Genomic DNA, 21,114 nt, shown 5'->3' with positions numbered 1-21,114 from the left:
AGCGGTCGGCGCCGGCGGGTGGCAGGTCGAGAGGGGCGGCGCTGACGACGTCGCCGCCGAGCCGCCGCACGGCGGCCGCGACCCGTTCGGCGTCGAGCAGCGCGCGCTCGGCCGCCGCCGCCCGGTAGACCGCGGCGCGATTGTCGCGCTGGCCGGCGGCGTCGAGCAGCGCGGGGTCGGTGACGGCGGCGACGAGCACGAGGTGCCGCGTGGTGAGCTGCGGCAGCATCGCGAGCAGCGAGCGGGTGGCGCCGGGCGACTCGAGGGGCACGCACAGCACGACGAGCGAGCGCTGCGCTGTCATCGAGCGCACGAGCCCCGGCACGGCCGTGTAGTCGGTCTCGATGAGCTCGGGGTCGATGGGGGCCATGGTCTCGACGAGCTTCGCGAGCAGGTCGGCGCCGCGCGCGCCCTGCACGCGACCGCGCACGCGCCGGTCGAAGACGGCCACATCGACGCGGTCGCCCGCGCGATCGGCGAGGGCCGACAGCAGCAGGGTCGACTCGAACGCGGTGTCGAGCCGAGTCTCGTCGGCGATGCGCGCGGCGGCGGTGCGGCCCGAGTCGACGATCACGACGACGTGGCGATCGCGCTCAGGGCGCCAGGTGCGCACCATGAGCGTTTGCCCGGGGGCACCGCCGGGCCCGGGGCCGCCCGAGCGGCGCGCGGTCGCCCGCCAGTCGATCGATCGCACGTCGTCGCCGCGCACGTACTCGCGCAGGCTGTCGAACTCGGTGCCCTGGCCGCGCACCATGACGCTCGTGCGGCCGTCGAGCTCGCGCAGCCGCGCGAGCCGCGACGGCAGGTGCTTGCGGGCGGCGAACTCGGGCAGCACCGTGATCGACCCGGGCACGCGGATGCTCGCTTGACGATCGGCGAGCCGCAACGGGCCGCGCGACCGCACCGTGACGAGCACCGTGCGGCGCTCGCCCCGGCGCCACGGCGTGAGCCGCGTCACCAGGGCCCGGCGCTCGCCGGGCGGCACGTCGAGCCGCTGCCGTCGCGGTGCCGCGCCCGCCGAGGGCTCCCACGCGTCACGGATCACGCCGCGCAGCGGGCGCCGGGTCGGGTTCGTGACATAGAGCGTCGCCGTCGCGGTCTCGGTCAGCCGCACGCGGGCATCCGTCTGCCGTTGCAGGGTCAGCGCGCGCGGCGAGGCCGCGAGCGCGAGGTCGAGGCCGGCGAGTGCCACGCACAGCGCGAGCCAGCCGAGCAGCACGAGCTCGGGAGGGGCGACGGGTTCGAGCGCGACGACGGGCACGACGCCGAGGGCGACGAGAAGCACGAACCAGCCGGAGATCGCCATGGTCAGGCGGCCGCCGCGATCACAGCGGCACCTGCACCTGGCTGACGATCGCGCGCAGGATGGTGTCGGCCGAGACGCCTTCGAGCTCGGCCTCCGGGCGCAGCGCGATGCGGTGGCGCCACACCGGCAGCAGCATCGACTGCACGTGATCGGGCGTGATCGCCTCGGCTCCCTGCAGCCAGGCCCAGGCCTTCGCGGCGGCCAGGAGCGCCGTCGTGCCGCGGGGGCTGACCCCGAGCTTCACCGACGGGCTCTGGCGCGTGGCGCGAGCGAGGTCGACGAGGTAGCCGAGCAGCTCGGTCGAGGCGCGCACCTCGCCGACGAGGGCGCGGGCCTCGGTGATCTGATCGGCGGTCACGACGGCGGTGACCCCGGCGGCGCCGAGGTCGCGCGGGGTGAAGCCCGCGGCGTGGCGCTGCATGATCTCGATCTCGCTCTCGCGCGCGGGCAGATCGAGCACGAGCTTCAGCAGGAACCGGTCGAGCTGCGCCTCGGGCAGCGTGTAGGTGCCCTCGTACTCGACGGGGTTCTGCGTGGCTGCGACCATGAACGGGTGCGGCAGCGGGTGGGTCTCGCCGTCGATCGTGACCTGGCGCTCCTCCATCGCCTCGAGCAGGGCCGACTGGGTCTTCGGGGGAGTGCGGTTGATCTCGTCGGCGAGCAGGATGTTGGTGAACACCGGCCCGCGGCGAAACTCGAAGTCGCCCGCCTTCGCGTCGTAGACGACCGAGCCGGTCACATCGCCCGGCATGAGGTCGGGCGTGAACTGCACCCGCGTCGTGCGCAGGTCGAGGGCCGCGCTGAGCGAGCGCACGAGCAGGGTCTTGGCGACACCGGGCACGCCTTCGAGCAGCACGTGACCGCCGGTGAGCAGGGCGACGATGAGGCCGCTCACGGCGCCGTCTTGGCCGACGACGGCCTTGCCGACTTCGGTGCGCACCCGCCCGAAGGCGTCGCGGAGGTCTGTGCTCGTCAGCGGATCTGTCGTGGTCATGCGTCCATTCTTCCGGTCGGTGCGGTGTCAGTGGCTGAGCGCGCGTCGTCGAGGCCGACGCGGCGCGCGATGAGGGCCTCGAGCTCGAGCAGCCGGTCGCTCAGCTCGACGAGCTCGCGGTCGGTGCGGGGCTCGAGGTCGACGAGCAGCGCGCGCAGCGCCGCGGTGTCGCGTTCTGTGGCGATGCCCGCGACCGCCGCGATGATGTCGTCGACGCCGGCGCCGCGGCCGAGGGCGAGGCCGTCGGCGATGCGGCGCAGGGTGCCGACGCGCAGGGCGTCGAGCGCGCGCAGCCGCGAGCCCTCGCGGGCGTAGAGCCGTGCGCGGCCCTCCATCGTCTCGGTCGTCTTGACGACGACGGGCAGGTTCTCGACGACGACCGGCCCGAAGCGCCGACCGCGCCAGAACGCGGTGGCGAGGCCGACGAGCACGGCGAGCCAGGCGATCGGGTTCACCCAGTCGGGGGTGAGTTCGGCGACCGTCGGCGCGGTCAGGTCGGCAGGCGTCGGCTGGTACCAGACGAGGGTGGCATGCTCGCCGAGCAGCCCGAGCGCGAGCGCGGCGTTGCCGGCGCGCGTGATCTCGCCGTTCTGCAGCACGCTGCCCGCGCCGAGCACGGTCACCTGCCGCCCGTCGACCTCGAGCCGCACGAGGCCCGCACCCGTCTCGCCCGCGTCGAAGCAGACCTCGCCGTCGAGAGTGCTGTAGCCGATGCCGGTCGCGCGGATGCTCCCCGCCCGCTCGGCGGCCGGTAGGGTGCAGTCGGCGACCAGCTCGACCCCGTCGCGCGATTCGGTGAGCGGCGCGGCGGTGAGGGCGTCGATGCGCAGGGCATCCAGGGCCGGTTGCGAGGGCTCGGCGATCACGAGGTGGTCGGCCGTGCCGAGCAGGCGCGGCCACTGCTCCTCGTCGAGGATGCCGCGCACGTCGCCCACGAACAGGGTCGTGCCGGGCTCCTCGAGAGCGGCGAGGGTGTCGTCGAGCCTCCCGGTCACCACGACCTCGACGCCCGCGTCGCGCAGCACCTCGACCACGGCCCGCGACCCCGGGGGCGCCGTCTCGTCGGCCCCCCAGCGCTGCGCCTCGCGCGTCGCCCCGTTGAGCGCGATCGTGATCGCGCCGAGCACGAGCAGGCCCGCGATCGCGACGGCCCAATAGAGCGATCGGCGCACCGCGCGGCGCACGGTCGGCGTGGTGATGACGGCCGAGAGCTCGGCGTCGAAGCCGGTGGCGGGGGCGGTCATCGCGCGCCCGCACGGTCGGCGAGGGCGGGCAGCGGCGACGGCGTGGCATCGATGGCCTCGTCGAGCGTCCGCACGAGGGCGTAGTCGTCGGCGCTGCCGGGGCGGTCGAGGTAGCGCACCCCGTCGAAGTGGTCGGCCGCGGCCTCGAGCTGCCCGGCGTGCTCGGGGAACTGCTGCGCCGCAGAGCGCGCGAAGCCGTGCGCCGTCGTGCCCGGCAGGGCCGTGACGATCGTGCGCTCGTCGAGCGCGCGCGCGATGGCCCGATAGCGGTCGGCGATCGCGCGCGGCCAGTCGCCCGCACCGGCGGCGCGCTCGGCATCCCGGCGCAACTGGCGGGCGGTGCGGCGATCGTTCTCGCCGAGCAGTTCGCTCGTGAGGCGGCTGCGCGTGCGCCAGCGCGGCAGACCGTAGACGAGGATGGCGGCGGCGATCGCGGCGGCCAGCACGATGCCGCCGATCACGAGGGCGAGGGCGGGCGGCCCGTCACCCTCCGCGAGCCGTAGCGAGCTGAACCAGTCGATGACCGATTGCGCGATGAGGTCGAACCAGGTCGGCTGGCTCTCGGCGTAGGCAGGGTCGCTGAGCTCGTCGAGCAGCAGGTCCCGCGCATCCGGAGCATCGGGCTCGACCGGTACGACCCGCAGCATCACGGCGCGGCAGAGGCCGGGGGCACCGCGGTCGGGGGAGGCCCGGAGCGGTAGGGGTCGGCACCGGCCGCGCCCGTGGCCCGCAGCTCGACGTAGCGCTGCAACTCGAGGTCGAGCCCCTCGGTGCGCATGCGCCGATCGATGTAGAGCAGCGAGGTCGCAGCGGTCGTGAGCACGGCACCGATCGCCCCGACGACGGCGGTGATGGCGACGACGACGAGGTTGATCGCGAGGAACACCGTGAGGTCGGTCTCGATCTCGCCCGCCGGGTTGACGAGAGGGGCTGCGAAGGTGGCCGCGAGTTGGAAGGGTGTCGTGACGACGCTCGCGGCGATGTTGACCATCACGGTCACGAGCAGCAGCGTGCCCAGGATGCGCCAGAACGCGCCGCGCACCAGCCGCCACGAGCGGCGCACGGCCGTGCCGAGCGGCAACCGCTCGATCATGATCGCGGCGGGGACGAAGGCGAGCATCGTCGCGATCCAGACGCTCACGACGATGAGCCCGAGCACCCCGATGACCAGCAGCACGATGCCGCCCGCGATCGCGACCGGGTCGCCGACCGCGAAGAACCCGATGCTCAGCCCGATGAGCACGCCGAAGGCGGCGAAGACGATCAGGCCGATCAGAGCCGTCCAGCCGATGAGCGCCCACCAGCGGCCGCGGCCGAGGTCGATGAGCTGCCGCAGCGTGAGCTTCTCGCCGAGGGTGGCGCGCGAGACCTCGATCGAGATGATGCCCTGCAGCAGTGCCTGCGCGACGATCGAGATGCCCACGGCGAGCAGCGTCGCGACGAGGGCCAGCGCGATCGTGCCCGCGAAGATCGTGTCGGCGTCGGCGAAGTTCGCCCGCGACGCGCGCTCGATGCCGGAGACGACGATGACCGTGCTGATGCCCGTCGAGAGGAAGACGACGAGCGCGTTGAGCAGCAGCGCGGCCCCGAAGGTCGGGCGCGGGTTGCGGCGCAGCACCTGGAAGCTCGCGCCGAGAACCGTGCCGAATTCGAGGGGGCGCAGCGGGATGAGGCCCGGCTTGGGCGGGGGAGTCCAGCCCGCGGTGGGGGGAACCGCCCCGGGGGCGGGCGCGTAACCGCCGCCCGCAGGGGCCGCGCCGCCCGACTCGGGGGTGTCGCCGCCCGGCGAGGCCCAGGAGGTGGAATCGCTCACGTGCTCGCCCTTCGTCGACGCCTGAGTCGTGCTCGGAACGTATGGTGTCACACTCGTCTAGGCTGGGGCCAAACACGAAGCGGAGGTCGCTTGATGACTGCGCGCATCCTCGTCGTCGACGACGACGCCGCCATCGCGGAGATGATCGGCATCGTGCTGCGCGGCGAGGGCTTCGAGCCCCACTTCTCGTTCGACGGCCCCGCGGCGATCGAGTCGTTCGCGAGCGTCAAGCCCGACCTCGTGCTGCTCGACCTCATGCTGCCGGGCATGGACGGCATCGAGGTGTGCACGCGCATCCGCGAGTCGAGCGGCACGCCCATCATCATGCTGACGGCGAAGAGCGACAGCACCGACGTCGTGCGCGGGCTCGAGAGCGGCGCCGACGACTACGTCGTCAAGCCGTTCAATCCGAAAGAGCTCGTGGCGCGCATCCGCACGCGACTGCGCCCGAGCGCGCAGTCGGAGGTCGAACGGCTGCCGATCGGCGACCTCGTGATCGACGTGACGGGTCACGAGGTGACGCGCGACGGCCAGTCGATCTCGCTCACCCCTCTCGAGTTCGACCTGCTGCTGGCGCTCGCGATGAAGCCCAACCAGGTGTTCACGCGTGAGATGCTGCTTGAGCAGGTCTGGGGCTACCAGTACAAGGCCGACACGCGACTGGTCAACGTGCACGTGCAGCGGCTGCGCGCCAAGGTCGAGCAAGACCCCGACAATCCGAGCATCGTCATGACCGTGCGCGGCGTGGGCTACCGGGCCGGCGCGGCCCGCTGAGGGCGGGGCGGCCCGAGCGATGCCTCCGTACACCTGGCGCAGTCTCGTCCAGCGCGTGCGCCACCTGTGGCGCAGCTCGCTGCAGCTGCGCACGGTGGCGATCACCGTCTTCCTCTCGACGATCGCCGTGACGATCATCAGCGGCTACATGTCGATCAGCATCGCGACCAACCTCTACGAGGCGCGCAAGAGCCAGGCGATCGCTGAGGCCCGCCAGGCGACCGTCAACACCCAGCTGCTCTTCGACAACTCCGTGTCATCGAACGGCACGATCGACGTCGAGGCGGTCAATGAGACGGCGCAGCGCACCATCCTCGGCTCGACCTCGAGCCCGGGCGGCACGCAGTACGCCATCCTGCGCACGCCCGGCCAGAACACCGCCGTCACGATGATCCCGCGCCGCACCATCGGGCTCGATGAGACCGCCGTGATCTCCGACGAGTTGCGCGATCAGGTCGCGCAAGACGACGGTCTGCTCTACACGCAGGCGGTGTCGCTCGCGAGTGACGAGGGGTTCGACCCCGGCATCGTCGTCGGCAGCGTCTTCGAGGTTCCCACGGCCGGGCAGTACGAGCTCTACCTCGTCTACAACGTGCGCGATGTGCAGCAGACCCTCGATTTCGTGCAGCAGACGCTCGTCATCGGCTCGCTGCTGCTCGTCGCGACGATCGGCCTCGTCACCTATCTCGTGACGCGGCTCGCCATCAACCCCGTGCGGGTCGCCGCCGAGACGGCCGAGAAGCTCGCCGACGGCCAGCTCGAGGAGCGCATCCCGGTGAAGGGGCAAGACGTCATCGCGACCCTCGCCCGGTCGTTCAACCGCATGGCCGACAGCCTCCAGCGGCAGATCACGCAGCTCGCCGCGCTCTCGCGCGTGCAGCAGCGGTTCGTGAGCGACGTCAGCCACGAACTGCGCACGCCGCTCACCACCATCCGCCTGGCGGGCGACGTGCTCTACGAGCAGCGCGACCAGTTCAGCCCGACGACCGCGCGCACCGCCGAGCTGCTGCACGCCCAGGTCGACCGGTTCGAGGTCATGCTCGCTGATCTGCTCGAGATGAGCCGCTACGACGCCGGGGCCGTCGAGCTCGACACCGAGCCGACCAATCTCGTGCGGCTGGTGGAGGAGTCGCTCGAGGCGATCCGCCCGCTCGCCGAGGAGAAGGGCAGCGAGCTGCGCCTCGTCGCCCCCGGTGGCTACTTCGAGGCCGAGGTCGAATCGCGGCGCATCCGCCGCATCCTGCAGAACCTTCTCGGCAACGCCGTCGATCATGGCGAGGGCCGCCCGATCATTGTGTACGTCGACAGCGACCGCGAGGCTGTCGCCATCGCGGTGCGCGACTACGGCGTCGGAATGGATGCCGCGCAGCTCGAGCGCGTCTTCGACCGGTTCTGGCGCGCCGACCCCTCCCGCCAGCGCACGACGGGCGGCACGGGGCTCGGCCTCGCGATCGCGACGGAAGACGCCCAGCTGCACGGCGGAACCATCGACGTCTGGTCGGTGCCGGGTGAGGGCACGTGCTTCCGGCTCACGCTGCCGCGCGAGCGCGGCGCGATTGTCGACCACTCGCCCATCGAGCTCCCGCCCGTTGATCCGCTCGAGGGCGTCGCGCTCGCCGCCGGGGGTGACGACGATGACTGAGCCCCGCGCTGCCGCCCGTCGACGCCGGATGCTCGCGGCGCTCGTCGCCGTGCCCGCCCTGCTGCTCTCCGCGTGCGTCTCCGTGCCCTTCTCCGGCGGCGTCGAGCCCGGGGGCGATCTCGACGCCGGCGTCGACGTCGCCGTCGACTTCCTGCCATCGGGCCCGAGCGCGGGCGCGACGCAGGAGGAGATCCTGCGCGGATTCCTCGCGGCCACGACCGCGGCGCAGAACAACTACGGCATCGCGCGCTCGTACCTCGCCGATGAGGCGGCCGACGTGTGGAACCCCTACGCGAGCACGCTCGTGCGCGCGCGCGAGGGCGCGATCGCGCAGATCGACGAGACGACGCTGACCTACAGCGTGCCGATCGTGGCCTCGGTCGACGCTGTCGGCCGCTACTCGGTGGCCGACGATGCCGCGACGCAGACGCTGCCGGCTTTCCGCTTCGTGCAGGAGGAGGGCGAGTGGCGCATCGCCGAGCTCGGCGACGGCATCATCATCTCGCAGCAGGCTTTCCCCAGCGCCTTCAGCCAGCACACTCTCTTCTACTGGGACGCCGCGTTCCGCAACCTCGTGCCCGACCTGCGCTGGTTCCCCTCGCGCTCGGAGGTCGCGACCCGCGTCGTGCGCGCCGTGCTCGAGCCGCCCACGAGCTGGCTCGGTCAGGGGGCGACCGTGTCGGCGATCCCCGCGGGCACCACGCTCGCCCTCGCTCCCGTGACGGTCGAGGCGGGCATCGCTCGGATCGATCTCACCAACGAGGTGCTCGCCCTCACCGACCTCGAGCGCCAGCGTCTGCGGCTGCAGCTCGCCGCGAGCCTGCGCGCGGTGAGTGGTGTCGTGGGCGTGCAGATCACGGTCGACCAGAACGCCGTCGCCATCCCCGAGTGGACGGCGGGCTCACCCGACGTCGTGCCCCAGGTCGATCCGCGCGTGCTGCTGCGCACCGAGGAGGGCTTCGGGTTCGCCACCGGCGGCGAGGTCGAACCGCTCGGCACTCTCACCCCCGTCATCATCGAGCTCGGGGCCACGGCGGTGTCGCTCGCGTCGACCCAGACGCTCGCCACCGTGCTCACTCCCCAGGGCGTGTGGGCCCTGCGGGCCGGAGACGCCCCACCGGTGCTGCTCGACGAGCGCCCCGGGCTCATCGCGCCGAGCATCGACGGCTACCAGTTCGTCTGGACGGCGGCGTCGGGGCCGGCGGGAGGTATCCGAGCGATCGGGCTCGACGGCACGGCGCTCATCGTCGAGGCGGCGCTTCCCGAAGCGACCCGTGTGGTCTCGCTCGACGTGTCGCGCGATGACGCTCGCGTGCTGCTGCTGCTCGAAGGGCCGGGCGGGCCGCGCCTCGTGCACGCCGCCGTCATCCGCGACGAGACCTCGGGCGCTCCCGTGCGCCTGGGCGAGCTGCGCGATCTGCCGCTGAACGGCGAGGCGGGAGTCGACGCGACCTGGGTCGACGAGGTGCGCGTCGCGTCGATCACGCGGACGGGTGAGCAGACCCTCGTCGAGCTGCACGAGATCGGCGGGCGCAGCCGACCGATCGGCCTGCCCCCCGAGGCGACCCAGATCGTGGGCGGCAACGGCGGGGTCGACGGCATCCGCGTGCTGGGGGGCGATGGCGTCGTGTTCGAGCCGCGCGGTTCGGGCTGGCAGAGCACGGGCCTGCGGGCCCTGTTCATCGGCACGCAGCAGTAGCCGTTCTCCCCAGACACGCCGTTCGCCGGTCATCCCGTGCGCGCTGCGTGCCACGGTGCCCTCATGACCCGCTGGCAGGCCGCGATCGGCACCGCTCTCGCCGACGCCTGGGCGCTCGTGGCCCCGGTCGATTGTGCGGGATGCGGTGCCCCCGATCGCGCCCTCTGCCCCGACTGCGCTCCCGCGCTGCGATCGCGGCCGCAGGGCGCCACCCTCGACCTCGACGACCGCGTGCCGCTGCCGATCGTCGCGGCGCTGCCCTACGAGGGCGTCGCGCGCGCGGCGCTGCTGGCCCTCAAGCACGAGGGTCGCACCGAGCTCGCGCGTGCGCTCGCCGTGCCGCTGCTCGACGCCGTCACGATGGCGTGGCGCGGCTCGGGCGCCGAGCTGCTCGTGGCGGTGCCCGGCTCGCGCGCGGGGTCGACCCGGCGCGGGTTCGCCCCGGTCGCGCTCATCGCCCGTCGCGCCGGCTTCGTCGTCACCGCGGGGCTGCGGGTCGTCGCCGACAGCCCCGAGCAGAAGGCGCTCACCCTCGAGCAGCGGCTCGCCGCCGACACGCACCGCTTCCGTGCGAGCCCGCGCCTGCGCGGGCGCCGGGTGCTGCTCGTCGACGATGTCGTGACGAGCGGGGCCACGCTGCGCGCGACCGCGCGCGCCCTGCGGTCGGCGGGAGCCGAGGTGGCGGGCGGGGCCGCTATCGCCGCGACGCAGCGTCGGCGGGGCGTGTCGAGCATCCCCTGGAGATTCTTGGCTGACGATGACGAAGGTCCCGGTGACAACGGGCCGCACGAGGACTACCGTGAGGGAAAGGAGGCGTGACGATCGCCTGACCGACAGGCGACACGCTGACGGCTCAGGAGGTTGACGTGGACATCACCATCACCGGACGCAACATCGGCATCACCGACCGGTTCCGCGACTACGCGACTGAGAAGGCCGAGAAGATCGAGCACCTCGCCGATCGCGCCCAGGTGCTCGAGATCAAGGTGACCCGTCATCACGAGAAGAGCGCGGGGCGATCACCGGATGATCGCGTGGAGATGACGCTCATCGGCCCGGGTCCGGTCGTTCGGGCCGAGTCGCCGGGCAGCGACAAGTACGTCGCGTTCGACCTCGCGATCGACAAGCTGCTCGAACGCCTGCGCCGCGCGAAGGATAAGAAGAAGGTGCACCGCGGCAACCACCGGCCGGTCTCGCTGCACGAGGCCTCCGCCGACGGCTTCAGCGTCATCGACATCACGCCGGCCGACCCCGACATCATCCAGAAGGTCGCGACGGGGGCGATCCCGGTGCAGGCGCCCGTCGATGAGGAGGCGGATGAGGTCTACTCGCCCGTCGTCGTGCGGCAGAAGGTGTTCCCGGCGGTGGCGATGACGGTCGACGAGGCCGTCGACCAGCTCGAGCTCGTCGGCCACGACTTCTTCCTCTTCATCGACGCCGCGACAGACCGCCCGAGTGTCGTCTACCGGCGTCAGGGGTGGAACTACGGCGTCATCGGCCTCGAGGCCGCAGAAGCACCGGTCGCTGCGAGCCGTCGCGGCCGCTGACCGCACGCACGGGCCCGCCCATGCCGCAGTTGCTAGCATGGGCGGGCCGTGTTCTGCGGTGGCCTGCGGCGTGCCCAGGCCCGGCCGCGCGGCACCGAGTGCGGCCCGACGAGTGGAGTGACCGAAGTGGCGAATGTTCTCGAACGAGTTCTGCGAGTCGGAGAAGGCCGCCTGCTGCGGCGGCTGAAGGCCTACGCCGAGGCGATCAACCAGCTCGAGGACGACTTCAGCGACCTCACCGACGACGAGCTGCGCAACGAGACCGTCGAGCTGCGCGAGCGCTACGGCAACGGCGAATCGCTCGACGACCTGCTGCCCGAAGCTTTCGCCGCGGTGCGCGAGGCCTCGAAGCGCACGCTCGGCATGCGCCACTTCGACGTGCAGCTCATGGGCGGCGCGGCCCTGCACCTCGGCAACATCGCCGAGATGAAGACGGGCGAGGGCAAGACGCTCGTCGCGACCCTCGCCGCCTACCTCAACGCCATCCCGTCGCGCGGCGTTCACGTCATCACCGTCAACGACTACCTCGCGAGCTACCAGAGCGAGCTCATGGGGCGCATCTTCCGCGCCCTCGGCATGACCACGGGCTGCATCCTCTCGGGCCAGACTCCCGAGGTGCGGCGCGCGCAGTACGCGGCCGACATCACCTACGGCACCAACAACGAGTACGGCTTCGACTACCTGCGCGACAACATGGCCTGGCAGACCGCCGACATGGTGCAGCGCGGGCACTTCTTCGCGATCGTCGACGAGGTCGACTCGATCCTCATCGATGAGGCGCGCACGCCGCTCATCATCTCGGGCCCCTCCTCGGGCGAGGCGAACCGCTGGTTCACCGAGTTCGCGCGCATCGCCCAGCGACTACAGGCCGGCGTCGACTTCGAGGTCGACGAGAAGAAGCGCACGGTCGGCGTGCTCGAGCCCGGCATCGAGAAGGTCGAAGACCACCTCGGCATCGACAACCTCTACGAGTCGGCCAACACGCCCCTCATCTCGTTCCTCAACAACGCGATCAAGGCATCCGCCCTGTTCAAGCGCGACAAGGACTACGTCGTCATGAACGGCGAGGTGCTCATCGTCGACGAGCACACGGGCCGCATCCTCGTCGGGCGCCGCTACAACGAGGGCATCCACCAGGCGATCGAGGCGAAAGAGGGGGTGACGGTCAAGGCCGAGAACCAGACCCTCGCGACCGTGACCCTGCAGAACTACTTCCGCCTCTACACGAAGCTCTCGGGCATGACCGGCACGGCCGAGACCGAGGCCGCCGAGTTCATGAGCACCTACAAGCTCGGCGTGGTGCCGATCCCCACCAACCTGCCGATGCAGCGCATCGACAAGTCCGACCTCGTCTACAAGAACGAGCAGGTCAAGTTCGAGCAGGTGGCCGACGACATCGTGCAGCGGCACGCCACGGGTCAGCCCGTGCTCGTCGGCACCACGAGCGTCGAGAAGAGCGAGCTGCTCTCGCGCCTGCTGGCCAAGCGCGGCGTCAAGCACGAGGTGCTCAACGCCAAGAACCACGCGCGCGAGGCCTCGATCATCGCGCAGGCCGGCCGGCTCGGAGCCGTCACCGTCGCCACCAACATGGCCGGTCGCGGCACCGACATCATGCTCGGCGGCAACGCCGAGTTCCTCGCGGTCACCGAGATGAACGCCAAGGGCCTCTCGCCCATCGACACTCCCGACGAGTACGAGGCCGAGTGGGATGCCGTGTTCACGCGCGTCAAGGAGCAGGTCGCCATCGAGGCCGCGAAGGTCATCGAGGTCGGCGGGCTCTACGTGCTCGGCACCGAGCGCCACGAGTCGCGCCGCATCGACAACCAGTTGCGCGGCCGTTCCGGCCGTCAGGGCGACCCGGGCGAGAGCCGCTTCTACCTCTCGCTGCAAGACGACCTGATGCGCCTGTTCAACGCGGGCGCCGCCGAGGCGCTCATGGGCCGCTCGAACGTTCCGGACGATCTCGCGATCGAGTCGAAGGTCGTGAGCCGGGCCATCCGCTCGGCGCAGTCGCAGGTCGAGGCGCGCAACGCCGAGATCCGCAAGAACGTGCTCAAGTACGACGACGTGCTCAACCGCCAGCGCGAGGCGATCTACACCGACCGCCGCCACATCCTCGAGGGCGACGACCTGCGCGACCGCGTGCAGACCTTCATCGAGCAGGTGATCACCGAGATCGTCGAGACCCACACCGCGTCGGGCCACAGCGACGAGTGGGACTTCGAGCAGCTCTGGACCGAGCTGAAGACCCTCTACCCGATCAGCCTCACGATCGACGAGGTCATCAGCGAGGGCGGCTCGAAGCTCACGCCGGCCTTCCTCATCCGTGAGATCGTGAGCGACGCCAAGCTCGCCTACGAACGCCGCGAGGAGACCCTGGGCCACACGGCGACGCGCGAGCTCGAGCGCCGTGTCGTGCTGAGCGTCGTCGACCGCCGCTGGCGCGACCACCTCTACGAGATGGACTACCTGAAAGACGGCATCGGTCTGCGCGCCATGGCGCAGCGCGACCCGCTCGTCGAATACCAGCGCGAGGGCTACGCGCTTTTCCAGTCGATGATGAGCGCGATCCGGGAAGACGCGGTCGGGTTCCTCTTCAACCTCGAGGTCGAGGTGACCGGCAGCAAGGGCACCGCGCAGGTGACGGCGAAGGGTCTCAACCAGCCGCAGACGCCGCAGAACCTCAGCTACACGGCGCCGTCGGCCGACGGCGACGTCGAGGTGCGCAACCAGCGCGGCCAGGTGCTGCAGGCGCCGACGGATGCGGCCCGCCAGGCGGCACCGCAGGTCTCCGCCGCATTCGGCGGCCCGGCCGCGGCCCCGGCCGCCGCGCCCACGCGGCGCGCCCCGCAGGGTCAGCCGCAGAACGGTCAGGGCCAGGGCGGCGCTCAGGCGACGGGGGCGTTCGGGCAGAAGACCCCCGCTGCTCCTCCCGCCGCCGCGCCCGTCAACCGCGCCCAGCGCCGCGCCCAGGACAAGAAGAAGGGTCGCTAGCCCGCACGGTGCGCGGGTGCTTCAGCGCAAGTCGCTGCGGGCGACCGCGACCGAGGTGCTGACCAGCAGCGCCGAGAGCACGAGGAAGATCGCGCCCGAGCCCGCGAGCGCCGCGACCGCGCCGACCGCGACGGGGATGAGCGACTGCCCCACCCGGTTAGCGGTCAGGCGCACGGCGAGGGCCGTCGCGCGCAGCTGCTCGGGCGCCGAGCGCGACACCCACGCCATGGTGAGCGGCTGCCCGATGCCGAGCACGAGCCCGGTGACGGCCATGAGCACCAGCGCGACCCACGCGGGCAGCGCGGGCGTCATGAGCAGCAGGGCCGCCGCGCCGATGCCGCATGCGCCGACGAGCAGGGGGCGCCGGCCGAGCATCCGCACCAGGGGAGCGGTGCCCACGCGCACCGCGAACGAGAGCGCCGCGCGCACGGCGAGCAGGATGCTCACGAACGCCACCGACCACCCGCGCTCGGCCCCGATCGCCGGCAGGTAGACCGTCAGCACGTCGGTCGCGGTGAGCACGACCATGCTCGCCCACAGCGCCTTGCCCATGTGGGGCGCGCGCAGCACCGAGCCGATGCCGGCTGGGCGTGCACCGTCGAGCGGATCCTCGGCGCCGCGCGCCTCCCGCGTGCCGCCCGGATGCCGCGGGAGCCGGAGCGCCGCGATCGCGCCAGCCGTGCACAGCAGCGCCGCGAGCACGAAGGTCGGGGTCGTGCCGTACGGGTCGCCGGGGCCGGCGAGCCCGCCTGCGATGAGCACCTCGGCCATCGCGCCGGCGACGACGGGGCCCAGGACCTGGCCGAGCGACACGGTCGCTCCGAACCACCCGAAGCGGGCATCCGCCTCGTCGGCAGGCCCCGCGTGGGCGACGATCGCCTGCAAGCCGACGACGGCGACGATCAGGCCGAGCCCGAGAGCCGCGTGCGCCGCGACGAGACCGACGAGGTCGGCGGCGGCGGCATGCCCGACGGCGGCTCCGCCCATGAGCGCGATGCCGCCGACGGTCGTGGCGCGCGCTCCGCGCCGATCGACCAGACGCCCGATGGGGATCGCCACGGCGATCGACAGCACGGCGAACGACAGTGCCAGATAGCCGAGCTGCTCGACGGAAGCGTCGAGCCCGAGCGCGCGGTACGAGGCCATCGGCCGTGCGGCGTGCTGCGCGAACTGCACGAGCATCGTGACGACCAACGCGAGGGTGAGCGCCCGGTTGTTGTCCCGGACCGGATTCTCGTCGATGGAAGCCGCCGCCTTCTCGGTCGCAGGACGATCGCACCCTTCGGCGCGAGCCGCCCAACCGGTGAGACACTGTCTCAAGATGAGTCAACCAGTACCGGCCGCGGTCGTCAAGCAGACTGCTGTGCTGAGCGTCGGTCGTCGTCCGCGACAGAGTGGTTCGGCTAAAGGACGCTGATCGCGCTCGCGCGCCAGCGGCGGTCGAGGCCCTCGAGACGGATCGCGACCGCGCGAGCCCGGGCTCGACTGGTCACGATCACCACGGCCTCGACAACGCCATCACGGGGCTCGGAGATGCGCGGAGTGCCGACCGAGAACGTCGGCCGGATGGCGCGCGCCCCGCGAGCGGCGCGCGCCCGAGCGCTGATCGATGCGCGGCTGAGGAGCGTGCGGTAGACGTCGTCGGTGACCCAGCGGGCCACCTGCTCAAGCTCGCGTGCGCCGGCGAGGATCTCGATGACGCAGCGCGTCAGGTTCTCCACGAGCGGGCGCGGATCCGGCAGGTCGACCGTCGAGGTCGGCTGGTAGTCGAAGAACTCCTCGTGCGCGATGCGGGCGCGGGCACCGCGCCCCCGCGGCGGTGCGGCGGCGGCCGCCGGCTCCTGAACGATGATCGGCTGGGCGACGGTCACGGTCTGCTCCTTATTCCCCTGAGGCTGACGTGGTGGTCACGCCCCGTCCCCCCGGGCGGTAGACCGAATGGTGCACTCTTCGTGCGCGACCCCACTCAAGCAAAAGATTCCTCATCCGTAAAGAGGAATCCTCGAACTGTGGAGAACTCGTCCTCGAGCGTCGGGGGCGCTCGCTACCGTCTCGGCATGCGCTGGGACCACCTCTTCGACGATCTCTCCGGGCAGCTCGAGCATGAGCTGCAGTCGGAGCAGGCTGATCTGCAGCAGGAGGAAGAGCGCCTGCGCCTCGGCCGGCTCCCGTTGCGCGACCGGCTCGTCGCGCTCCGCAGCGCGCGCGAAGCCTCGGCCGCGCGCGTCCGGGTGCGCGTGCGATCCGGAGAGATCATCCGTCTGCGCCTCGTCACGGTGGGTCGCGACTGGATGGCGGGAGACCTCGACGAGCCCCCGGGGCGCGACCAGGCGATCATCCCCTTCTCCGCGGTGGATGCCCTGCTCCTCGATCCCGTGCAGGCGATCGTCTCGCTCGACCCCGTCGTCGAGCGATCCGAACTCGCGGCACGCCTCGGCATCGCGTTCCTGCTGCGCGACCTCTGCCGACGACGGGCGGTGGTGACGGTGCGCACCCTCGCGGGGGATGCGACGGGCACGATCGACCGCGTCGGTCGCGACCATCTCGACCTGGCCGAGCACGATCGGGATCGGGTGCGCCGTACGAGCGACGTGCACCAGGTGCGGGTGGTCCCGACCGAGCAGGTGCTGCTCGTCAGGCTCTGAGCGCGTCAGGCGCCGATGCCGCCGCCGCGGCGCTCGCCGAACAGTTCAGCGACATCCGCGTACTGCGCCTCGTGCCAGAGGGCGAGTCGGCGGCTCTCGTCGTACTTGTCGGCGATGAACGACTCGAGCACCGTCTGCTCGATGCGCCACTGCCCGATCGTGCCGAGACGGATGGCGGGGAGCTCGCCCGAGCGCACGAGCGCCAGCACCTCGGTCGCCGAGAGGCTCAGCACCTCAGCGACATCGGTGAGGGTGAGGAAGCGCCCGAGCGGGAGGTTCGCCGAGTCCGTCATGAGTCGATTATCGACCGCGAGGGGCGACAGCGCCCGTGATGTGGATAACTGCCCCACCCTCTCCCGATGAATCGTCAGGATCGGTCGCGTTCCGCAGCCCCGCATCCTGGAGGAGCCATGACCGACGCACCAGCAGCATCCCCCGAGCGACGCCGTCGGCACCTCGACGCCCGACTGCTGGTCGGGCTCGCCCTCGTGGCGGCGTCGATCGCGGCGGTGGTCGGCATCGTCACCGCCGCTGATGAGGGTGAGGAGGTGCTGGCGGCACCGCGGCTGCTGACCGCGGGGCAGCTGCTGACGCTCGACGATCTCGAGGTGCGCCGGGTCGCGCTCGGGCTCGAGCAGCACGGCTACCTCACCGCCGCTGACGTTCCTGCCGAGGGGCTCGTCGTCACCCGCACCGTCGGGTCAGGAGAGCTCGTGCCGCGCGCCGCCGTCGGCGACGCGCGCGGCCCGAGCGCGACCACCGTCGTCGTGACGCTCTCCACCGCGCTCGGAGCGACCGTGCGACCCGGCGACGCGCTCGACCTCTGGTCGGCACCAGCCCTCGACGCGGGACGGTTCGGTGCCCCCGCGGTGATCGCGTCCGGCACCCAGCTCGTGCGCACCGTCACCGCCGACGGCATCGTGACGGGCACGGAGGCGGGGCGCGTCGAGCTGCTGGTGCCCCGTCGCGACGTCGCGCGCATCCTGCACGCGCTCGCAAACGGCGACGCGCTCTCCGCCATCCCGACGTCGCTCGCGATCGGGGGCTGAGGTGCTCATCGCGCTCGCCGTGCCCGGGCTCGACGCCGACACGGTCGAGCTCGCCGTGCTGCGCGCCGGGCACCGGGTGGCGTGGCGGGCGATCGATCAGGACGAGGTGCTCACCCAGCTCGCGCAGCGCGCTCCCGACATCGTGCTGCTCGCCGACCACCCGGCGGTCGCGACGGCGACCGTGGTCGGGTCGTGCGACCTGCTCGGCGTGCGCAGCTGCCTCGTCGTGGCCGCCGAAGCGGGGCTCTCGGTCGGCGCTCAACGGCTCGGGCTCCACGACGTGCTGCGACAGGGCCCGGATGGATCGCTCGACCTCGGCGCGATCGCGGATGCGGCGGGGGTCGTGCCGCTACCTGCACCGCCCGCACCGCCGACCGCAGAGTCATTAAGGGTGGTGCCATCGTCGGGCACGACGCGCCTCGCGCCCGACCGGGCACCCCGCGCCACGGAGCCCTCGGCGCCATCGGCGACCCCCACCGCCCCGGCATCGCGAGACGCATCCCGTCAGGCATCCTCGGCGCCGATCGCTCCCGCGATCCGTGCCCCGCGTGTCATCACGGTGTGGGGCCCGGCCGGCGCACCGGGGCGCACGACGCTCGCGATCGGACTCGCGGCCGAGCTCGCCGCCCGCGGGCACGCCGTCTGCCTCGTCGACGCCGACACCTACGGCGGCACGGTCGCGCCCGCGCTGGGGCTGCTCGACGAGTCGCCCGCCTTCGCCGCAGCCTGCCGCCTCGCGGGTGCCGACGCGCTGACGCCCGCCGAACTCGATCGCGTGGCCCAGAGCACCGCGGCCGCCGACGGAGCCGCGTTCGCGGTGCTCACGGGCATCGGCCGTCCGCACCGTTGGCCCGAGCTGTCGTCGGGCCGCGTGACCGCGGTGCTCGAGCAGTGCCGACGCTGGCGCGACGTCGTCGTCGTCGACGCGGGCTTCAGTATCGAGAGCGATGAAGAGGTCAGCAGCGACCTGCTCGCACCGCGTCGCAACGCCGCGACGATCGCCGCTCTCCGGGCGGCCGACGATGTCATCGCCGTCGGCGCGGCCGACCCGCTCGGTCTCGCACGACTGCTGCGCACCCACGCCGACCTGCTCGAGACGGTCGACACGGCGCGCGTGCGCATCGCGGTCAACCGCGTGCGGTCATCCGTGCTCGGCATCGATCCGCACGGGCAGGTGCGGCAGACGCTCGACCGGTTCGCGGGCATCCGCGACGCGGTGCTCATCGACGATGATCGGGATGCCGCCGACGCCGCCCTACTCACCGCCCGCCCGGTGCCGGTCGCCGCACCGCGCTCGTCGTTGAGCCGCGGCATCGCCGAGCTCGCCGACGTGCTCGGGTTCGCGCGCGAGCCGGCGACGGGCGCCGGCCCGCGCTGGGCTCGACCGCTCAGCGCCCGACCGTTCGGTGCTCGGCGGGGCAGCGCCCGCGCGGCGGGCTAGCTCACCCCGCACCGGCTAGCCTGGGGGCGTGTCGACGCTCTCAGACCTGGTGCACGAGCACAGCGATGCCGACGAGGTCGACATCGAGTGGTTGCACCTTCTGCTCGCTGACGGCCAGCTCATCGCCGACCTCGCCTTCGCCGACATCGTGCTGTGGGTGCCGACGGGCGAGGGCTCGTTCCTCGCCGTCGGCCACGCGCGCCCGAGCAGCTCGGCGACCCTGTTCTACCGCGATTTCGTGGGGCAGGAGGTCAAGCCCGAGTGGCGCCGGCAGGTGACGCAGGCCTACGAGACCGCGCAGATCGTCGACTCGTCGGCGCCCGACTGGTACGAGGAGACACCGACGCGGGTGCGGGCGGTGCCCGTGCTGCGGCGCCCGGGGCGCGACGGCAAGGGTGTGAGCGAGCATCCGATCGCCATCATCACGCGGCACACGAACCTCAGTGAAGCGCGCATGCCCAGTCGGCAGGAGCTGACGTTCAACGAGTGCGCGAACGACCTGTTCGCGATGATCGCGGCCGGCGACTTCCCCGACCTCGCCGCGCCGAGCGGACCGCGCCGCGGCGCCCCGCGCGCGAGCGACGGCCTGATCCGGCTCGACCTCGACGGCATCGTCACCTTCGCCAGCCCCAACGGGCTCAGCGCCTTCAACCGCATGGGCTTCGCGGGCGAGCTCGAAGGCCAGTCGTTGGCGATGGTCACGACGAGCCTGCTCTCGGGCCGGCCCCAGCAGGTCGATGAGTCGCTGCCGCTCGTGGTCACCGGCCGCGCGCCGTGGCGCACCGACATCGAGTCGCGCGGTGTCACCGTGACGCTGCGCACGATCCCGCTGCTGCGCGACGGGCGGCGCATCGGCGCGATCATCCTCGTGCGCGACGTCACCGAGGTGCGTCACCAGGAGCGCGAGCTCATCACGAAAGACGCGACGATCCGCGAGATCCACCACCGGGTGAAGAACAACCTGCAGACGGTCGCCTCGCTGCTGCGCATCCAGGCCCGTCGATCGCACGCCGATGCGACGCGGGATGCCCTCACGCAGGCGATGCGCCGCGTGGCCGCGATCGCCGTCGTGCACGACACGCTCAGCGAGGGCCTCAACCAGAACGTCGACTTCGACGTGGTGTTCTCGCGCGTTCTCATGCTCATCGCCGAGGTGGCGTCGAGCCACAACACCGTCGTGCGGCCGAAGTCGAGTGGGAGCTTCGGCACGCTGCCGAGCGAGTACGCCACGCCCCTCGCACTCGCCCTCACCGAGCTCGTCACGAACGCCGTCGAGCACGGCCTCGAGGGCCGCCCCGACGGCGAGGTCGAGATCATCGCCTCGCGCACCGACGAGGCGCTCTCGGTCAAGGTGCGCGACAACGGCGGAGGCATGCCGGAGGGCAAGGTGGGGTCGGGTCTCGGCACGCAGATCGTGCGCACCCTGATCCAGGGCGAGCTCGGCGGCACGATCGACTGGCACACGCTCGAGGGCGAAGGCACCGAGGTGACGATCGAGGTGCCGCTGCTCTACCTCAAACGGAGATCGTGACCTGCGCCGCACGCGACGACGCCCCGGCGGTGCATCGCGGGGATGCGGCGCCGGGGCGTCGTCGGGGATAGGTCAGGAGGCGCGGCGGGCGCGAGCGGCGCGGCGCTTGAGGGCGCGGCGCTCGTCTTCGCTCAGGCCGCCCCAGACGCCCGAGTCCTGGTTCGTCTCGAGGGCGTACTGCAGGCAGGTCTCGGTCACCGAGCACCGGCCGCAGACGGTCTTCGCCTTCTCGATCTGGTCGACCGCGGGGCCGGTGTTGCCGACCGGGAAGAACAGTTCGGGGTCAGCGGTGAGGCAGGCTGCTTTGTCGCGCCAATCCATGGGGAAGTGCTCCTTTGGTGTGGGTCAGGTAGCACGCGCCGAAGGTTGACAGACGCGCTACATCGTCGGTGCTCGCACCAACGATTTCGGTGAGAGAGAAGGTTCTGGGAACGT

General features: G+C 72.0%; 19 protein-coding genes. 10 read left to right on the top strand and 9 right to left on the bottom strand.

Annotation, left to right across the window (positions count from 1 at the left end; all coding sequences use genetic code 11):
* The 5 genes from ACTIE9_RS08520 to ACTIE9_RS08500 all read right to left on the bottom strand — a co-directional run.
* Positions 1–1,306, bottom strand: a 1,306-nt coding sequence (locus ACTIE9_RS08520; protein ID WP_439565150.1) for a DUF58 domain-containing protein, incomplete at its 3' end; no start/stop codon positions are given.
* A 19-nt stretch (positions 1,307–1,325) separates the two neighbouring features.
* On the bottom strand, positions 1,326–2,300 hold the full coding sequence (locus tag ACTIE9_RS08515; protein ID WP_439565149.1) for an AAA family ATPase: 975 nt from the start codon (positions 2,298–2,300) through the stop codon (positions 1,326–1,328).
* The gene (locus ACTIE9_RS08510) at positions 2,297–3,544 is read right to left on the bottom strand and encodes a DUF4350 domain-containing protein (protein WP_439565148.1); all 1,248 of its coding nucleotides are present in this window, start codon (positions 3,542–3,544) and stop codon (positions 2,297–2,299) included. The genes ACTIE9_RS08515 and ACTIE9_RS08510 overlap by 4 nt, the downstream gene beginning before the upstream one ends.
* Positions 3,541–4,194, bottom strand: coding sequence for a DUF4129 domain-containing protein (locus ACTIE9_RS08505; RefSeq protein WP_439565147.1), 654 nt, complete (start codon positions 4,192–4,194; stop codon positions 3,541–3,543). Before ACTIE9_RS08505 ends, ACTIE9_RS08510 begins: the two co-directional genes overlap by 4 nt.
* Positions 4,191–5,357, bottom strand: coding sequence for a hypothetical protein (locus tag ACTIE9_RS08500; protein WP_439565146.1), 1,167 nt, complete (start codon positions 5,355–5,357; stop codon positions 4,191–4,193). The genes ACTIE9_RS08505 and ACTIE9_RS08500 overlap by 4 nt, the downstream gene beginning before the upstream one ends.
* A 93-nt stretch (positions 5,358–5,450) precedes the next feature.
* Between ACTIE9_RS08500 and mtrA the strand changes: the two genes are divergently transcribed.
* From mtrA to secA, 6 genes are all read left to right on the top strand, one after another.
* Positions 5,451–6,131 (top strand): MtrAB system response regulator MtrA, encoded by a 681-nt coding sequence (gene mtrA / locus ACTIE9_RS08495; protein WP_439565145.1) that lies wholly within the window; start codon positions 5,451–5,453, stop codon positions 6,129–6,131.
* Between the two features lie 19 nt (positions 6,132–6,150).
* Entirely contained in the window at positions 6,151–7,773 is a 1,623-nt protein-coding gene (gene mtrB, locus ACTIE9_RS08490; protein ID WP_439565144.1) for an MtrAB system histidine kinase MtrB, read from the top strand.
* On the top strand, positions 7,766–9,472 hold the full coding sequence (locus ACTIE9_RS08485) for a GerMN domain-containing protein (protein WP_439565143.1): 1,707 nt from the start codon (positions 7,766–7,768) through the stop codon (positions 9,470–9,472). Before mtrB ends, ACTIE9_RS08485 begins: the two co-directional genes overlap by 8 nt.
* A gap of 63 nt (positions 9,473–9,535) precedes the next feature.
* Positions 9,536–10,291 (top strand): ComF family protein, encoded by a 756-nt coding sequence (locus ACTIE9_RS08480; protein WP_439565142.1) that lies wholly within the window; start codon positions 9,536–9,538, stop codon positions 10,289–10,291.
* 47 nt (positions 10,292–10,338) lie between these two features.
* Entirely contained in the window at positions 10,339–11,019 is a 681-nt protein-coding gene (gene hpf, locus ACTIE9_RS08475) for a ribosome hibernation-promoting factor, HPF/YfiA family (RefSeq protein ID WP_439565141.1), read from the top strand.
* A gap of 126 nt (positions 11,020–11,145) precedes the next feature.
* A complete protein-coding gene (secA, locus tag ACTIE9_RS08470; protein WP_439565153.1) occupies positions 11,146–14,013 on the top strand; it encodes a preprotein translocase subunit SecA in 2,868 nt (955 codons plus the stop codon).
* A gap of 21 nt (positions 14,014–14,034) precedes the next feature.
* Here secA and ACTIE9_RS08465 read toward each other — a convergent pair whose 3' ends face one another.
* Entirely contained in the window at positions 14,035–15,195 is a 1,161-nt protein-coding gene (locus ACTIE9_RS08465) for an MFS transporter (RefSeq protein ID WP_439565140.1), read from the bottom strand.
* Between the two features lie 221 nt (positions 15,196–15,416).
* A complete protein-coding gene (locus ACTIE9_RS08460) occupies positions 15,417–15,884 on the bottom strand; it encodes an Rv3235 family protein (RefSeq protein WP_439565139.1) in 468 nt (155 codons plus the stop codon).
* 138 nt (positions 15,885–16,022) lie between these two features.
* On the opposite strand from ACTIE9_RS08460, the gene ACTIE9_RS08455 reads away from it, so the two are divergent.
* On the top strand, positions 16,023–16,658 hold the full coding sequence (locus tag ACTIE9_RS08455) for a hypothetical protein (RefSeq protein WP_439565138.1): 636 nt from the start codon (positions 16,023–16,025) through the stop codon (positions 16,656–16,658).
* 5 nt (positions 16,659–16,663) lie between these two features.
* Here ACTIE9_RS08455 and ACTIE9_RS08450 read toward each other — a convergent pair whose 3' ends face one another.
* Positions 16,664–16,951 carry a helix-turn-helix domain-containing protein gene (locus ACTIE9_RS08450; protein ID WP_439565137.1) on the bottom strand — a complete coding sequence of 96 codons (288 nt, stop codon included), beginning with the start codon at positions 16,949–16,951 and terminating at the stop codon, positions 16,664–16,666.
* Between the two features lie 117 nt (positions 16,952–17,068).
* Here ACTIE9_RS08450 and ACTIE9_RS08445 point away from each other — a divergent pair, with 117 nt between their 5' ends.
* The 3 genes from ACTIE9_RS08445 to ACTIE9_RS08435 are packed head-to-tail and all read left to right on the top strand — an operon-like array spanning position 17,069 to position 20,679.
* On the top strand, positions 17,069–17,707 hold the full coding sequence (locus tag ACTIE9_RS08445; protein ID WP_439565136.1) for a hypothetical protein: 639 nt from the start codon (positions 17,069–17,071) through the stop codon (positions 17,705–17,707).
* Between the two features lies 1 nt (position 17,708).
* The gene (locus tag ACTIE9_RS08440) at positions 17,709–19,148 is read left to right on the top strand and encodes an AAA family ATPase (protein ID WP_439565135.1); all 1,440 of its coding nucleotides are present in this window, start codon (positions 17,709–17,711) and stop codon (positions 19,146–19,148) included.
* Between the two features lie 28 nt (positions 19,149–19,176).
* Positions 19,177–20,679, top strand: a complete 1,503-nt coding sequence (locus tag ACTIE9_RS08435; RefSeq protein WP_439565134.1) for a sensor histidine kinase — start codon at positions 19,177–19,179, stop codon at positions 20,677–20,679.
* Positions 20,680–20,751: 72 nt separating this feature from the next.
* Here ACTIE9_RS08435 and ACTIE9_RS08430 read toward each other — a convergent pair whose 3' ends face one another.
* Positions 20,752–21,000: a WhiB family transcriptional regulator gene (locus tag ACTIE9_RS08430; RefSeq protein WP_055859575.1), complete on the bottom strand. Its 249-nt coding sequence runs from the start codon at positions 20,998–21,000 to the stop codon at positions 20,752–20,754.
* Positions 21,001–21,114 lie beyond the last annotated feature (114 nt).

The sequence above is a fragment of the Microcella sp. genome (assembly GCF_051860105.1).
Lineage (GTDB): Bacteria > Actinomycetota > Actinomycetes > Actinomycetales > Microbacteriaceae > Microcella.
The sequence above is the reverse complement of the archived record's forward strand: the minus strand, read 5'-3'. Positions and strand labels throughout refer to the sequence as shown.

Coding starts and splice junctions, on each gene's coding strand:
- mtrB (WP_439565144.1), top strand. CDS start 6,151: ATGCCTCCGTACACCTGGCGCAGTCTCGTCCAGCGCGTGCGCCACCTG.
- mtrA (WP_439565145.1), top strand. CDS start 5,451: ATGACTGCGCGCATCCTCGTCGTCGACGACGACGCCGCCATCGCGGAG.
- ACTIE9_RS08450 (WP_439565137.1), bottom strand. CDS start 16,951: ATGACGGACTCGGCGAACCTCCCGCTCGGGCGCTTCCTCACCCTCACC.
- ACTIE9_RS08430 (WP_055859575.1), bottom strand. CDS start 21,000: ATGGATTGGCGCGACAAAGCAGCCTGCCTCACCGCTGACCCCGAACTG.
- ACTIE9_RS08515 (WP_439565149.1), bottom strand. CDS start 2,300: ATGACCACGACAGATCCGCTGACGAGCACAGACCTCCGCGACGCCTTC.
- ACTIE9_RS08510 (WP_439565148.1), bottom strand. CDS start 3,544: ATGACCGCCCCCGCCACCGGCTTCGACGCCGAGCTCTCGGCCGTCATC.
- ACTIE9_RS08445 (WP_439565136.1), top strand. CDS start 17,069: ATGACCGACGCACCAGCAGCATCCCCCGAGCGACGCCGTCGGCACCTC.
- ACTIE9_RS08465 (WP_439565140.1), bottom strand. CDS start 15,195: ATGCTCGTGCAGTTCGCGCAGCACGCCGCACGGCCGATGGCCTCGTAC.
- ACTIE9_RS08480 (WP_439565142.1), top strand. CDS start 9,536: ATGACCCGCTGGCAGGCCGCGATCGGCACCGCTCTCGCCGACGCCTGG.
- ACTIE9_RS08485 (WP_439565143.1), top strand. CDS start 7,766: ATGACTGAGCCCCGCGCTGCCGCCCGTCGACGCCGGATGCTCGCGGCG.